The following is a 12,998-nucleotide window of genomic DNA, read 5'->3' as shown; positions in this document are numbered from 1 at the left end:
CGCGCCGCGATCAGGCGAAGGCGCTGACGCCCGTGATGTCGCGACCGAGCAGCAACGCCTGCACCGACTCGGTGCCCTCGTACGTGTGAATCGCCTCGATGTCGGCCATGTGCTGCATGACGCCGTTCTCGAGCAGGATGCCGTTTCCGCCCAGCAGGTCACGCGCCGTCGCGGCGACGCGACGCGCGGCGCGCGTGTTGTGGAACTTCGCGAGCGACGCCTGCGTCGGGCGCAGCCCGCCGGATGCCTCGAGGTCGGCCAGGCGACGGCAGTACAGCTGCATCGCAGTGAGGTCCTCGAGCATGTGCGCCAGGCGCTCCTGCACCATCTGGAAGCGGGCGAGGGGCTTGCCGAACTGCACGCGCTGCTGCGCGTACTGCAGTGCCGCCTCGTAGCAGGCGGTCGCGTGGCCGAGCGCCGACCACGCGACACCGGAACGGGTCGCGTAAAGGACGGTCGAAGCATCCTTGAACGTCCGGGTGCCGGGGAGGACCGCCTCGGCGGGGACTCGGACGTCGTCGAGCGCGATGTGCGCCTGGTGGATGCCGCGCAGCGACGCCTTTCCGGCGATGACGGTGCCGGTGTAGCCGGGCCGGTCCTGCTCCACGAGGAAGCAGCGGACGTTGCCGTGGTGATCGTCGCCCTCGTCGTCGATGCGGGCCCAGACGAAGGTGATGCCGCCGGATGCGCCGTTGCCGATCCACTTCTTCGCGCCGCGGAGCACCCACTCGTCGCCGTCGCGGCGGGCGACCGTCTCGAGCGAGACCGAGTCTGAGCCGTGGTCGGGCTCGGTGAGCGCGAAGGCGGCCGGTACCTCGAAGCGGGCCACCGGGGTCAGCCAGCGCTCCTGCTGCGCGTCGCTGCCGAACAGGGCGAGGGTGCGCAGGGCGAGACCGCCCTGGACGGCGAGGACCGTGCCGAGTGAGCCGTCCCCGCGCGAGATCTCCATGTTCACGAGGCCCGCAGCCAGCGGCGAGAAGCGCGTCAGCCGCGGGTGGTCGATGCCGTCGTTCAGCAGGTCGAGTTCGCCGAAGCGCCGGGCGATATCGAGCGGGTACTCGGCGGTGTCCCACGCGTCCCGCATCCGGTCGCCGACCTCGTCCACGAAGCCCTGCGTCCGCTCCCACACGTCGCGGTCCGCGTCGGGGATGTCGGCGAAGACGGCGTAGTAATCGGTGTCGAGGCGGCCGAGCACGTCGTAGCGGCCGGACGCGCCGCCGGGCAGGTCAGTGGTCATCGCGCCAGGATACGCCCGGCTGAGATTCAGTTCCACTCCGCGTGGAACGCCGTGCCAGGTCAGTCGCGCAGAGCGCCGAGCCGACGGGCGACCTCGGCGGGCGGCATCCGCCGGGGGAAGGTCGCCACGACGATGTCGTCGTCCGCCGCGGGTTCCGGATCGGGGTGCACGCCGAAGCGGCGCAGCAGCTCGTCGTAGGCGGTCTCGAGGACGGCGGCGGGAACCCGCGTGGAACCGCGCAGCAGGCGGCGCAGGACGTGATTGTGCACGGCGGTCACGGCGGCGGCGAACGCCACCGCGTCGACGGGATCGAGCCCCGGGACCGAGCGGCGCAGGTACTCGTCGAAGACGCGCTCGTAGCGGAAGACCGTGACGATCTCGCGGTCGCGCAGCGACGGCACCTGCCGGACCACGGCGTACCGGCGGCGAGCGACCTCGGGATCCGACGCGAAGTGCCGGAAGATCTGCACCGACGCCTCGCACACCGCCGCCCAGGGGTTCTCGTGCGTCTCGGAGAGGTAGGCGCGCAGTCGGTCGAGCAACAGCTCGTGATCGGCGAAGACGACGTCGTCCTTGCCGCCGAACTGGCGGAAGAACGTCGAGCGGGACACCCCTGCGGACTGGGCGATCTGCTCGACCGAGGTCTGCTCGTAGCCGTGCTCCGCGAACAGCGCGAGCGCGGCGGCCACCACTGTGCTGCCCGTGGGACGGAGGTCGTCGGCCATGGACGGAAGCCTAGTGCGCACCTGGTTCTGTCAAGGCCTGTGCCTCTTCTCCCGGGCTCGCCTTGACTCGGCGCATGTCCTCCCTGTGGAAGCAGCATCCGTCCGAGACCGCCGGCACCCCGTTCGACCCCGATGCGCGTCACGATGTCGTCGTGATCGGCGCCGGCCTCACCGGCCTGGCGACGGCGTACGAACTGGCGCGGTCCGGGGTCGACGTCGCCCTCCTCGAGCGCGGCGGTGTCGGCGAGCTGGCCTCGGGGTCCAACACGGGCAAGGTGTCGCTCCTGCAGGGCACGACGCTCTCGTCGCTGCGGTCGGGGCACCCGGCATCCCTCGTCCGCGCCTACGTCGACGCCAACCGCGACGGCTTCGCGTGGATGACGGATACCGCAGAGCGGCTCGGTGTCCCGCTCACCTCGCGGACCGCCTACACCTACGCCCAGGCCGGCGAGGGACGGCGTTCCGTTGCGCAGGAATACGAGGCGGCCCGCGAGGCAGGGCTCGCCGTACGTCTCGTCGGCGAGGACGAGCTGCGCGCCGCGGCCGTGCCCATGACGGCCGCCGTCGCGCTAGACGATCAGCGGGCGATCGATCCGATGCGGATGCTCGCGGCGCTCGCCGACGCGTTCGTCGCCGCCGGCGGCACGCTCCACCTGGGCGTCGAGGTCAGTGGCGTGAAGGTCTTCCCCGAGCCGCGCGTCGAGACCGACCAGGGGACGGTGTTCGCGTCGCGGGTCGTGGTGGCCACCGGCATCCCGATCCTCGATCGCGGCCTCTACTGGGCCAAGGTGAGCGGGATGCGGTCGGCCTGCGTCTCGTTCACCCTCACCGCGCCGCTGCCGGACGGCATGTACCTCTCGGCCGACGAGCCGACGCGCTCGGTGCGCACGGTCCTCCCCGAGGACGGCCCGGCGGACGTCGCGCAGATCGTCGTCGGAGGCGCGGGCCACCCCGTCGGGCGTGCCGAGTCGGAGCGGGCGATGCTCGACGAGCTGTCTCGCTGGGCGCAGCAGACGCTGCCGGTGGGGGAGGAGACCCACCGCTGGTCGGCGCAGGACTACACGTCCCACAACCGGATCCCCTTCATCGGCACCATGCCGCGGTCGCTCGGACGGGTCCGCTTCGCGACGGGCTACGCGAAGTGGGGGCTCACGAACGCGCCGGCGGCGGCGCTGCGCATCGTCAGCGAGCTGCGCGGCGAGAAGATGAGCGAACGTCCGCGGTGGATGACGCAGATCGGCACTCGTCTCACGATGCCGGCGGACATCGCTCAGGGCGCTCTCGAGAACGCGAAGGTCGGCCTCGCCGCGGCGAAGGGGTGGGCGGGAGCGGAGACCGAGGCCGTTCCCGTGCCGCAGCCCGCCGAGGGAGAGGGTGTCGTCGCGCAGCGGGCGGGCCGTCCGGTCGCCATCTCGACCACCGGCGGCGAGACGCGCGCCGTGAGCGCCGTCTGCCCGCACCTCGGCGGCATCCTGGAGTGGAACGACCTCGAATGCACGTGGGACTGCCCCCTGCACGCGTCGCGGTTCACGGCATCCGGCGAACGCATCGAAGGTCCCGCGACACGAGGGCTTCGGCCGGTCGACTGAGTCAGGATGCCGCAGCGATGACACCGGTGATGATGAGGGTGACGAGCGTCGTCCACAGCACGATCGCGGTGCCCTGCCAGAAGAGGACGGTACGAGTGGGGACGCCCGTCCCTTTCAACGCCGCCGCCGTGAACTGCGTCGGGAGGATGAGGGGGCCCAGCAGGCTCACGCCCGGCGTCCCGTACCGGTGGTAGGCCTTCTGGAACTTCTCTGAACGCGCCGACAGTGCTTTCTCGGGAGCTCCGGCGCGGGTGGTGACCGCGCTCCGGACGCGAGCGGTCGCGAGCACGACGATCGCGACGCAGAGGAAGTTGCCCGCGGCGCCGGCGACGGCGGCGATGACGGGGTGGATGCCGCCGACGATGCCGATCGCGGCGGCACCCTCTCCCTCGATGAAGGGGACGGCGCCGGCGAGGGCGACGACCAGCGGCTGGACGAGATCGGGCATCTGCGCCACCAGGTCCTGGAAGCCGGCGACGAGATCGGAGACGGGGTTCGACATGATGTCCTCTCGGGAGTGGCGACCGGATCTCGTATCGCCGTGACCCCAGTCCACCGGCTGGGGCCCGAGCGCGGCAGTGCTTCCCCGTCACTCATCGGCGGGAGGTTCGGCGGGCCGAGGGGTGACATTCGTCATGGTCGTACTGTGGCCGTGTGAGCACGCCCGTCCCCACCCCGACGCAGACCGCGGCCTCGCTCGCGCGCGGCGTGACGGCGACTGGGTGGTACATCGCCACCTCGATGGTGTTCTTCCTGCTCGGGACCGTCGCCGTGTGGGGGCTCGTGGTCCTCATCGCCCGCGAGGGATGGCGCAACCCCGTCACCCTCCTCGTCTACGTCGTCTCGGCGGTGGTCGTCGTGGTGGCCACGGTTCTGCTCCTCACCCGCTATCGCCGCGACGGCGACCTCGACGACAGCGACCGCCCTTCCTGGCGACGCCGGTTCCTCTCCCTCCCGGTCATCGCGGCGGTCCTCGCCTCCATCGCGCTCGGCGTGGTGGCGGGCTCGGCGCTCCTCGGCGCCGCTCTCGTCGGCGCCACCCTCTGCCTCGTCCGCTGGGGCCCCGGCATCCGGTGGCGCGGTGTCGTGCTGCTGGAGATCGCCCTCGTCGCGCTCTGGCTGCTCGAGCAGGCGGGGCCGATGCCGCGGAGCGACGCGTTCGTGCTCGTGTTCTTCGCCGTCGTCCTCCCGATGACGCAGGCGCTGTCGCTCTGGTCGTGGGACGTCGTGCTCGAACTCGATCGCGCCCGCCGCACCGAGGCGCGCCTCGCCGCCGTGCAGGAGCGGCTCCGCCTCGCCGGCGAGCTCCACGACCTGCAGGGGCACCACCTGCAGGTGATCGCCCTGCAGCTCGAACTCGCCGAGCGCATGATCGAACGCGATCCGGATGCCGCCGCCCGCCAGATCGCGCTCGCGCGGACCTCGGTCGACGAGGCCCGCGACGGCACGCGCGCGCTCGCCGGACGCTTCCGCGGAGTGCCGCTCCCGGACGAGCTCGCCAACGCGGCAGACCTGCTGCGGGCAGCCGGCCTGGCGGTCACGCTCGACGTCGCCGGGGACGCGGCATCCGCTCCCGCCGACCTGCTGGGACCGGTGATCCGTGAGTGCACGACCAACGTGCTCAAGCACGGCGGTGGTGCTTGGGCGAGGCTCGGGCTCGAGCGGGTCGGCGACGTCTGGCGTCTCACGATGGCCAACGACCCCGGACCCGGATCGACGATCGGCTCGGGCGCGGGACTCGAGGGCATCGCGCACCGCATCGGGGTGGCCGGCGGCGACGTCGCCTCGAGTCGCGACGACGCATCATTCACGCTCGTCGTGACGGTGCCGGCAGACGGGAGTGCCGCATGATCCGCGTGCTGATCGCCGACGATGAGGACATGATCCGGACGGCGCTGGCCACCCTCCTCGCGCTCGAGGACGATCTCGAGGTCGTCGCCGAGTGCCCCGATGGCGAGACGGCCGTCGCCCGCGCTCTCGAGCTGCGCCCCGATGTCTGCCTGCTCGATCTCGAGATGCCGGGGATCGACGGCGTCGAGGCGGCCGCCCGCATCCGCAAGCGCATCCCGGCTCGATGCGTCGTCGTCACCCGGCACGCCCGCCCCGGAGTCCTGCGCCGCGCGCTGAGCGCCGGTGTCGACGGCTTCGTCCCGAAGACCCGGCCCGCCGGCGACGTCGCCGCGGTGATTCGCGAGGTCGCGGCGGGACGTCGCTACGTCGACCCCGAGATCGCCGCCGACGCGCTCAGCGACGAGCGTTCGCCGCTGACCGACCGCGAGCTCGACGTGCTGCGCGCCGGAGCTCGCGGCGAGACGATCGCCGACATCGCCGCATCCCTCCATCTCTCGGCCGGCACTGTCCGCAACCACGTGTCGTCGATCCTCGGCAAGCTCGGGCTCGCGACGCGTCAGCAGGCGGCGATCACGGCGCGCGAACGCGGCTGGATCTGACGGATGCCCCGCGACGAAACCCCGCACGAAGAAGGCCTGTCCGGCGGCAACGCCAGCGGCGCCGTCGTCCGCATCGGCGACACCGTCCGGAAGCCCTGGGCGGCCTCGACGCCGAGCGTCACCGCCTTCGTCGCCGCCCTGCGCGCCGGCGGTGTGGATGCGCCGGAGCCGCGGGGACGCGACGACGCGGGACGCCAGGTGATCGAGTTCGTCCCCGGCGACATCGCGATCGAGCGAGGGACGATGGCTCCCGCCAAGCTCCGCCGCGTGGGCGCCATGGTGCGGGAGATCCATGACGCGAGCGCCGGCTACGTCGCCCCGGAGGGCAGCGTGTGGGAGACCGCGATCGCCGCGCCCGGGACCGACCTCGTCTGCCACAACGACCTGGCGCCTTGGAATCTCGTGGTGGGGGAGCGGTGGGTCTTCATCGACTGGGATGCCGCGGCCCCCAGCACGCGCCTCTGGGACCTCGCCTACGCGGCGCAGTCCTTCGCGCTGAACGACACGTCGGCGGCACCGGTCGATGCCGCCCGCGGGCTGGCCGCTTTCGCCGACGGATACGGTGCCGATGCGGCGCTTCGGCGCGCGCTGCCCGCCGCGATGGCCGAGCGCACCGCCGCGATGCACGAGATGCTCCGCCGCTCCCACGCAACCGGAACCGAGCCCTGGGCGTCGATGTTCCTGGAGGGGCACGGCGACCACTGGCGGCTGGTCACCGAGTACGTCGAGCGCCATCGCGAGGTCTGGGTCGCCGCGCTGCGGGAGTGAGCCGCCCCTATCGAACGAGGGGATCGGGGCGCGGGGCACTCAGGCGCGGGTAGTAGGCTTTTCGACCGGGCGATCTCTCGACATCGAGATAATTCCGCGCCCGTCACCCCCACCGTCGCCCAGCGAAGGATTGCAGTGGACCTTTACGAGTACCAGGCACGAGACCTGTTCGAGAAGTACGAGGTGCCGGTGCTCGCCGGCATCATCGCCGACACCCCTGAGGAGGCGAAGGCGGCTGCCGAGAAGATCGGCGGTGTCGTCGTCGTCAAGGCTCAGGTCAAGACCGGAGGTCGCGGCAAGGCCGGCGGCGTCAAGGTCGCCAAGACTCCCGACGAGGCCTACGCGGCAGCTGAGGCCATCATCGGCCTCGACATCAAGGGCCACGTCGTCCAGCGCGTCATGGTCGCCCAGGGCGCCGACATCGCCGAGGAGTTCTACTTCTCCGTGCTGCTGGACCGCTCGAATCGCTCCTACCTGAGCCTCTGCTCGGTCGAGGGCGGCATGGAGATCGAAGAGCTCGCCGTCGAGCGTCCCGAGGCGCTCGCGCGCATCGAGGTCGACCCGCTGCAGGGCATCGACAAGGCCAAGGCCGTCGAGATCGCGAAGGCCGCGAACTTCCCCGAGGACCTCGTCGAGAAGGTCTCGGACGTGTTCGTCAAGCTCTACGACGTCTACAAGGGCGAGGGCGCGACCCTCGTCGAGGTGAACCCGCTCGTCCGCACGGGCGCCGGTGACATCGTCGCCCTCGACGGCAAGGTCTCGCTCGACGAGAACGCCAGCGAGGTCCGCCACCCCGAGCACGAACAGCTCGAGGACAAGGGCGCCGCCGATCCGCTCGAGGCGAAGGCGAAGGCATCCGGCCTCAACTACGTCAAGCTCGACGGTCAGGTCGGCATCATCGGCAACGGCGCGGGCCTCGTCATGTCGACGCTCGACGTCGTCGCGTACGCCGGTGAGAACCACGGCGGCGTCACGCCCGCCAACTTCCTCGACATCGGCGGCGGCGCGAACGCGCAGGTCATGGCCTCCGGCCTTGACGTCATCCTCGGCGACGAGCAGGTCAAGAGCGTCTTCGTCAACGTCTTCGGCGGCATCACGTCGTGCGTCGCGGTCGCCGAAGGCATCGTCAAGGCCCTCGAGATCCTCGGCGACGCGGCCACGAAGCCGCTCGTCGTCCGCCTCGACGGCAACCAGGTCGAAGAGGGTCGTGCGATCCTCGCCGAGGCCAACCACCCGCTCGTCACGCTCGCCGCCGGTATGGACGAGGGCGCCGACAAGGCCGCCGAGCTGGCGAACGCCTGAGACGCGCCGAGACTACCGAGACACAGGGACAACAGACATGTCTATCTACCTCAACAAGGACTCCAAGGTCATCGTCCAGGGCATCACGGGCGGTGAGGGCACCAAGCACACCGCCCTCATGCTGAAGGCCGGAACGAACGTCGTCGGCGGCGTCAACGCCCGCAAGGCCGGCACGACCGTCACCCACGAGAAGCCGCACGAGGGCGAGGTCGAACTCCCCGTCTTCGGCTCGGTCGCCGAGGCCATCGAGAAGACCGGCGCCGATGTCTCCATCGCGTTCGTGCCGCCCGCCTTCACGAAGGACGCGATGATCGAGGCGATCGACGCCGAGATCCCGTTGCTCGTCGTCATCACCGAGGGCGTCCCCGTCGGCGACACCGCCGAGGCCTGGGCCTACGCCAAGAGCAAGGGCAACAAGACCCGCATCATCGGTCCGAACTGCCCCGGCATCATCACCCCCGGTGAGGCGCTCGTGGGAATCACTCCCGCGAACATCACCGGCAAGGGCCCGATCGGCCTCGTCTCGAAGTCGGGCACCCTGACCTACCAGATGATGTTCGAGCTCCGTGACCTCGGCTTCTCGACCGCCATCGGCATCGGCGGCGACCCGGTCATCGGCACGACGCACATCGACGCCCTCGAGGCGTTCGAGGCCGACCCCGAGACCAAGGCGATCGTCATGATCGGCGAGATCGGCGGCGACGCCGAAGAGCGCGCGGCCGACTACATCAAGGCGCACGTGACGAAGCCGGTCGTCGGCTACGTCGCCGGCTTCACCGCCCCCGAGGGCAAGACCATGGGCCACGCCGGCGCCATCGTCTCGGGCTCGGCGGGCACCGCGCAGGCCAAGAAGGAGGCCCTCGAGGCCGCCGGCGTGAAGGTCGGGAAGACCCCGTCCGAGACCGCCGACCTGATGCGCGCCATCATCGAGGCGCTTTAAGTCAGACAGAACGAAGGGGCGGATGCCGAGGCATCCGCCCCTTCGTCGTTCCCGCACCCCGCCGCAACGACCGAGGTCCCGATCGGGCCGGGAACGCGCGAGGCATCTCCGGCCCGATCGGGACCTCGGGGTTTCCGCGGGGCTCAGGCGCCGACGAGCGCCTCGATCGGTCCGCGGGCGAAGTAGATCACGAAGCCGGCGGCGACGACCCACAGCAGCCAGTGGACCTGCTTGGCCTTGCCGGCGAAGACGTTCACGACGACCCAGCTGATGAAGCCCGCTCCGATGCCGTTGGCGATCGAGTAGGTCAGCGGCATGACCGTCGCGGTCAGGAACACCGGCAGCAGGACGCTGAAGTCCGACAGGTCGATGTTCTTGATCTGCGCGAGCATGAGGGCGCCGACGAGCACGAGGGCCGCTGCCGCGACGTACCCGGGGACGATCGAGGTGAGCGGCGTGAAGAACATCGCCAGGAGGAACAGGACACCCGTCACGACGTTCGCGAGGCCGGTACGAGCGCCCTCGCCGATGCCCGAACCCGACTCGACGAACACGGTCGCCGACGACGACGAGGTCGCACCACCGGCGATCGCGCCGACGCCCTCCACGATGAGCGCCGACTTGATGCGCGGGAAGTCGCCCTTGTCGTTCGCGAGGCCGGACTCCTTCGCGAGGCCCGTCATGGTGCCCATCGCATCGAAGAAGTTCGAGAACACGAGCGTGAAGACGATCATGACGACCGACACGATGCCGATCTTCGCCCAGTCGAAGCCGAAGTCGATCTTGCCGACGAGCCCGAAGTCCGGGAGGGCGACGATCTGCAGCCCGCTGACCTGGAGGCCGAGGGCGGTCGGCCAGATCGCGTTGACGATGTAGCTGATGACCGTGCCGCCGACGAGTCCGATGAGCAGTGCGCCCTTGACGCGGAGGGCCATCAGGATGCCGGAGAGGAAGAGCGTGACGACGAACATGACCGTGCTGATCGTCGTGATCGAGCCGCCGACGCCGAGGTCCAGCGGAGGGGACGCGTTGCCCGTCGCGGTGACGAAGCCGGCGTTGACGAAGCCGATGAAGGCGATGAAGAGGCCGATGCCTACTGTGATCGCGAGCTTCAGCTGCACGGGCACGGCATCGAAGATCATCTTCCGCAGGCCCGTCGCGGCGAGCAGCACGATGATCAGACCGTTGATCACGACGAGCGCCATGGCCTCGCCCCACGTGACCTGGCCGACGACCGAGAAGGCGAGGAACGCGTTGATGCCGAGTCCTGCGGCGAACGCGAACGGCAGGCGCGTGACGAGTCCGAAGAGAATCGTCATGACACCGGCGGTCAGGGCCGTCGAGGTCGCCACGGCGGTGTTGCTGAGGGTCACACCGTCGACGTCGGGGGTCGACAGGATGATCGGGTTGAGGATGACGATGTAGGCCATCGTCACGAAGGTGACGATGCCGCCGCGGACCTCCGTGCCGACGGTCGAGCCGCGGCCGGTGATGTCGAAGTAGCGGTCGAGGAAGGAGGGGGATGCCGGGGCTGCGGCACCGCGCGTGGCGCGGGAAGTCGTGCTGTTCACCCTCCGAGGGTAGTGGGTCGTCGCGCGCCCGGTGGGCGGCGCGTATCCTCGCGGCATGCACCGCATCTTCGGCACGCCCTTCGCCGCGGTCTATCCCCTCTACCTGGCGAAGGTGGAGCGCAAGGGGAGGACGAAGACCGAGCTCGACGCGGTCGTGACGTGGCTCACCGGATTCGACGACGACGCCATCGCCGCGCAGGTGGCGACGGGGGCGACCTTTGCAGAGTTCTTCGAGGCGGCGGACCTCAATCCCGCGGTGTCGATGATCACCGGTGTCGTGTGCGGAGTCCGCGTCGAGGACATCGAGGACCCCCTCATGCGCCGCATCCGGTATCTCGACAAACTCGTCGACGAACTGGCCAAAGGCACCTCGCTCGAGAAGGTGCTGCGGAGCTGACGCCGCGCCCGGTGCGGGAGCAGGGTTCGCAGGCTCGCCGCGGGTAAGGTCGGTTCGTTGTGAATCGCCTGCTCGTCTCCCTCCTCGCTGCCGTCGACGCCCTCGTGACCGTCGCGGTCGGCGTCGGTGTCGTCCTCGCGCCCGTCACGCTCGTGTGGGTGTTCGGGATCGGCGGGGATGCCGATTGGGCGGCGCTCTGGCCCGCCGCGGCGACGATCTGGCAGCTGGGACACTTCGCCCCCGTAGCCGTAGCGCTCCCGGCGGAACTGGTCGCTCTCGCGGGCCTCCCGGCGAAGGGGGCCGACTTCACGGTCTCGCTCGCGCCGACCGCGTTGGCCGTCATCACGGCCTTCTCGGCGTGGCGCTCCGGCGCTCGCGCTGCACGAGCCGGAGCGTGGCTGACGGGGGTGCTCGCCGGAACGGTCGCGGTCGCGGTCCTGTCGACGATCATCGCCCTCACCGGTCGCGCCGACGTCGCCGCCGTCGACCTCCTCGCGGCGGTCGCCGGTCCCGCGCTGGTCTTCGCGGTGCCCGCGGTGCTGGGGGCGATCGTGCGAGCGTGGAGCGACGGCGACGACGGGCTCGTCGACGCACTGTCGGAACGCCTTCCCGACGACGTGCAGAACGCCGTCGACGCCGGTGTCAGAGGTGTCGCGATCGCGGTCGCGGTGATCGTCGGTCTCGGCGCCGTCATCCTCGCCGTCCTCTTCTTCATCCGGGGCGGCGAGGTCATCGCGCTGACGCAGGCGGCGCAGACCGACCTCGTCGGTGTGGTCGTCCTCGCGCTCGGCAGCATCCTCTACCTGCCCACGCTCGTCCTCTGGTTCGCGGGGTTCGCGGTCGGGCCGGGGTTCGCGATCGGAACCGGCACGGCGGTGTCGCCGGCGGGAACGAGCCTGGGTGTCGTGCCCGGCATCCCGGTCCTCGGCGTCCTCCCCGACTCGACGTCGCCGTGGCTGCTGCTGCTGGCTCTGGTCGTGGTGGGTGCCGGTGCTCTCGCCGGTGCGGTGGCACGCGGATCGCTGCTGGTGGGTTCGCCGACGGATGCCGAGCCGCTGCGGCCGCGCCTCGTCGCCCTCACGGTGCTCGTCCTCGGAGCGGGTCTCGTCGTCGCGGTGCTCTCGTGGGCCGCACAGGGCGCGATCGGACCGGGACGCCTCGCGCAGGTAGGACCCGAGCCGTGGTCGATCGCCCTGCTCGCCGCTGTCGAGATCGGTGTCGGAGCCGCCGTGGTGCTCTTCTCTCCGCGGGGCGAGGACTCCCTCGATCGGGAAGGACGCCACGCCGACGCGGATGAAGCGGACTCGGACCGAGAGCCGGCGGCGCCCGCAGCGGCGGCATCCCGTCGTGAGCCGGCCGGCCAGGCGTCGCCCGATGAGTTCCCCACGGCCCCGCTAGACTGAGCCGGTGCTCACGGTCGCCGTCCTCATCTCGGGCACGGGATCCAATCTGCGTGCTCTTCTCGACGCCGCGAACGAGCCCGGTTTCCCCGCCCGCGTGATCGTCGTCGGCGCCGACCGGCAGGCCGACGGCTTCGCTCACGCCGAGGCGTACGGCATCCCGACCTTCATGGTCCCGTTCCAGGAGTTCGAGACCCGAGAGGCATGGGGCGGGGAGATGCTCGCCCACCTCGACGTGTGGCAGCCGGATCTCGTCGTGCTGAGCGGCCTCATGCGATTGCTCCCTGCCGCAGTCGTCGCCGCCTGGGCGCCCCGTCTGATCAACACGCACCCCGCGTACCTGCCGGAGTTCCCCGGCGCGCACGGCGTCCGCGACGCGCTCGCGGCCGGTGCCGCGCAGACCGGTGCGAGCGTCATCGTCGTGGACGACGGCGTGGACACCGGGCCGATCCTCGCGCAGGAGCGTGTTCCGGTCCTCCCCGAGGACACCGAGCACACCCTCCACGAGCGCATCAAGCCGGTGGAGCGCCGCCTGCTCATCGACGTCGTCCGCCGCATCGCGACGGGCGAGCTCGCCCTCACCCCCTGAACCGACACCGAACGCCCCCGACCCGAGGAG

At 70.8% G+C, this 12,998-nt stretch carries 13 protein-coding genes; 9 read left to right on the top strand and 4 right to left on the bottom strand.

Annotated elements, in window-relative coordinates:
• Positions 1 to 10: 10 nt before the first annotated feature.
• On the bottom strand, positions 11 to 1,237 hold the full coding sequence (locus QE428_RS02275) for an acyl-CoA dehydrogenase family protein (RefSeq protein WP_307462604.1): 1,227 nt from the start codon (positions 1,235 to 1,237) through the stop codon (positions 11 to 13).
• 59 nt (positions 1,238 to 1,296) lie between these two features.
• On the bottom strand, positions 1,297 to 1,962 hold the full coding sequence (locus tag QE428_RS02270; RefSeq protein ID WP_133400322.1) for a TetR/AcrR family transcriptional regulator: 666 nt from the start codon (positions 1,960 to 1,962) through the stop codon (positions 1,297 to 1,299).
• A gap of 74 nt (positions 1,963 to 2,036) precedes the next feature.
• On the opposite strand from QE428_RS02270, the gene QE428_RS02265 reads away from it, so the two are divergent.
• Complete coding sequence (locus QE428_RS02265; protein WP_307462603.1) at positions 2,037 to 3,551, top strand: FAD-dependent oxidoreductase; 1,515 nt, start codon at positions 2,037 to 2,039, stop codon at positions 3,549 to 3,551.
• Between the two features lies 1 nt (position 3,552).
• On the opposite strand, the gene QE428_RS02260 is transcribed toward QE428_RS02265, so the two are convergent.
• Positions 3,553 to 4,053 (bottom strand): small multidrug efflux protein, encoded by a 501-nt coding sequence (locus tag QE428_RS02260; RefSeq protein ID WP_307462602.1) that lies wholly within the window; start codon positions 4,051 to 4,053, stop codon positions 3,553 to 3,555.
• A 152-nt stretch (positions 4,054 to 4,205) separates the two neighbouring features.
• On the opposite strand from QE428_RS02260, the gene QE428_RS02255 reads away from it, so the two are divergent.
• From QE428_RS02255 to sucD, 5 genes are all read left to right on the top strand, one after another.
• Positions 4,206 to 5,402, top strand: coding sequence for a sensor histidine kinase (locus QE428_RS02255; protein WP_307462600.1), 1,197 nt, complete (start codon positions 4,206 to 4,208; stop codon positions 5,400 to 5,402).
• The gene (locus QE428_RS02250; protein WP_307462598.1) at positions 5,399 to 6,001 is read left to right on the top strand and encodes a response regulator transcription factor; all 603 of its coding nucleotides are present in this window, start codon (positions 5,399 to 5,401) and stop codon (positions 5,999 to 6,001) included. The genes QE428_RS02255 and QE428_RS02250 overlap by 4 nt, the downstream gene beginning before the upstream one ends.
• Before the next feature lie 3 nt (positions 6,002 to 6,004).
• Positions 6,005 to 6,769 carry a phosphotransferase gene (locus QE428_RS02245; protein ID WP_307462596.1) on the top strand — a complete coding sequence of 255 codons (765 nt, stop codon included), beginning with the start codon at positions 6,005 to 6,007 and terminating at the stop codon, positions 6,767 to 6,769.
• 135 nt (positions 6,770 to 6,904) lie between these two features.
• Positions 6,905 to 8,071 carry an ADP-forming succinate--CoA ligase subunit beta gene (sucC, locus tag QE428_RS02240; protein ID WP_307462595.1) on the top strand — a complete coding sequence of 389 codons (1,167 nt, stop codon included), beginning with the start codon at positions 6,905 to 6,907 and terminating at the stop codon, positions 8,069 to 8,071.
• A 37-nt stretch (positions 8,072 to 8,108) separates the two neighbouring features.
• A complete protein-coding gene (gene sucD, locus QE428_RS02235) occupies positions 8,109 to 9,011 on the top strand; it encodes a succinate--CoA ligase subunit alpha (protein ID WP_018188891.1) in 903 nt (300 codons plus the stop codon).
• Positions 9,012 to 9,154: 143 nt separating this feature from the next.
• Here the strand turns inward: sucD and QE428_RS02230 are convergent, their stop codons facing one another.
• Positions 9,155 to 10,582, bottom strand: coding sequence for an NCS2 family permease (locus QE428_RS02230; RefSeq protein ID WP_091356371.1), 1,428 nt, complete (start codon positions 10,580 to 10,582; stop codon positions 9,155 to 9,157).
• Positions 10,583 to 10,637: 55 nt separating this feature from the next.
• Here QE428_RS02230 and QE428_RS02225 point away from each other — a divergent pair, with 55 nt between their 5' ends.
• From QE428_RS02225 to purN, 3 genes are read left to right on the top strand one after another with little or no spacing between them, the layout of a single operon-like run.
• Complete coding sequence (locus tag QE428_RS02225; RefSeq protein WP_091359716.1) at positions 10,638 to 10,979, top strand: DUF2200 domain-containing protein; 342 nt, start codon at positions 10,638 to 10,640, stop codon at positions 10,977 to 10,979.
• A 59-nt stretch (positions 10,980 to 11,038) separates the two neighbouring features.
• Positions 11,039 to 12,382 carry a DUF6350 family protein gene (locus tag QE428_RS02220; protein ID WP_307462592.1) on the top strand — a complete coding sequence of 448 codons (1,344 nt, stop codon included), beginning with the start codon at positions 11,039 to 11,041 and terminating at the stop codon, positions 12,380 to 12,382.
• A 4-nt stretch (positions 12,383 to 12,386) separates the two neighbouring features.
• Positions 12,387 to 12,968, top strand: a complete 582-nt coding sequence (gene purN / locus QE428_RS02215) for a phosphoribosylglycinamide formyltransferase (RefSeq protein WP_307462591.1) — start codon at positions 12,387 to 12,389, stop codon at positions 12,966 to 12,968.
• Positions 12,969 to 12,998: the final 30 nt, after the last annotated feature.

This window comes from Microbacterium sp. SORGH_AS_0505 (assembly GCF_030818715.1).
Lineage (GTDB): Bacteria > Actinomycetota > Actinomycetes > Actinomycetales > Microbacteriaceae > Microbacterium.
This window is presented reverse-complemented; position numbering and strand designations above follow the sequence as displayed.

Excerpts from the sequence above, each read along its gene's own strand:
- QE428_RS02245 (WP_307462596.1), top strand. The coding sequence starts at position 6,005 with ATGCCCCGCGACGAAACCCCGCACGAAGAAGGCCTGTCCGGCGGCAAC.
- QE428_RS02265 (WP_307462603.1), top strand. The coding sequence starts at position 2,037 with ATGTCCTCCCTGTGGAAGCAGCATCCGTCCGAGACCGCCGGCACCCCG.
- QE428_RS02225 (WP_091359716.1), top strand. The coding sequence starts at position 10,638 with ATGCACCGCATCTTCGGCACGCCCTTCGCCGCGGTCTATCCCCTCTAC.
- QE428_RS02275 (WP_307462604.1), bottom strand. The coding sequence starts at position 1,237 with ATGACCACTGACCTGCCCGGCGGCGCGTCCGGCCGCTACGACGTGCTC.
- sucD (WP_018188891.1), top strand. The coding sequence starts at position 8,109 with ATGTCTATCTACCTCAACAAGGACTCCAAGGTCATCGTCCAGGGCATC.
- QE428_RS02270 (WP_133400322.1), bottom strand. The coding sequence starts at position 1,962 with ATGGCCGACGACCTCCGTCCCACGGGCAGCACAGTGGTGGCCGCCGCG.
- QE428_RS02250 (WP_307462598.1), top strand. The coding sequence starts at position 5,399 with ATGATCCGCGTGCTGATCGCCGACGATGAGGACATGATCCGGACGGCG.
- QE428_RS02260 (WP_307462602.1), bottom strand. The coding sequence starts at position 4,053 with ATGTCGAACCCCGTCTCCGATCTCGTCGCCGGCTTCCAGGACCTGGTG.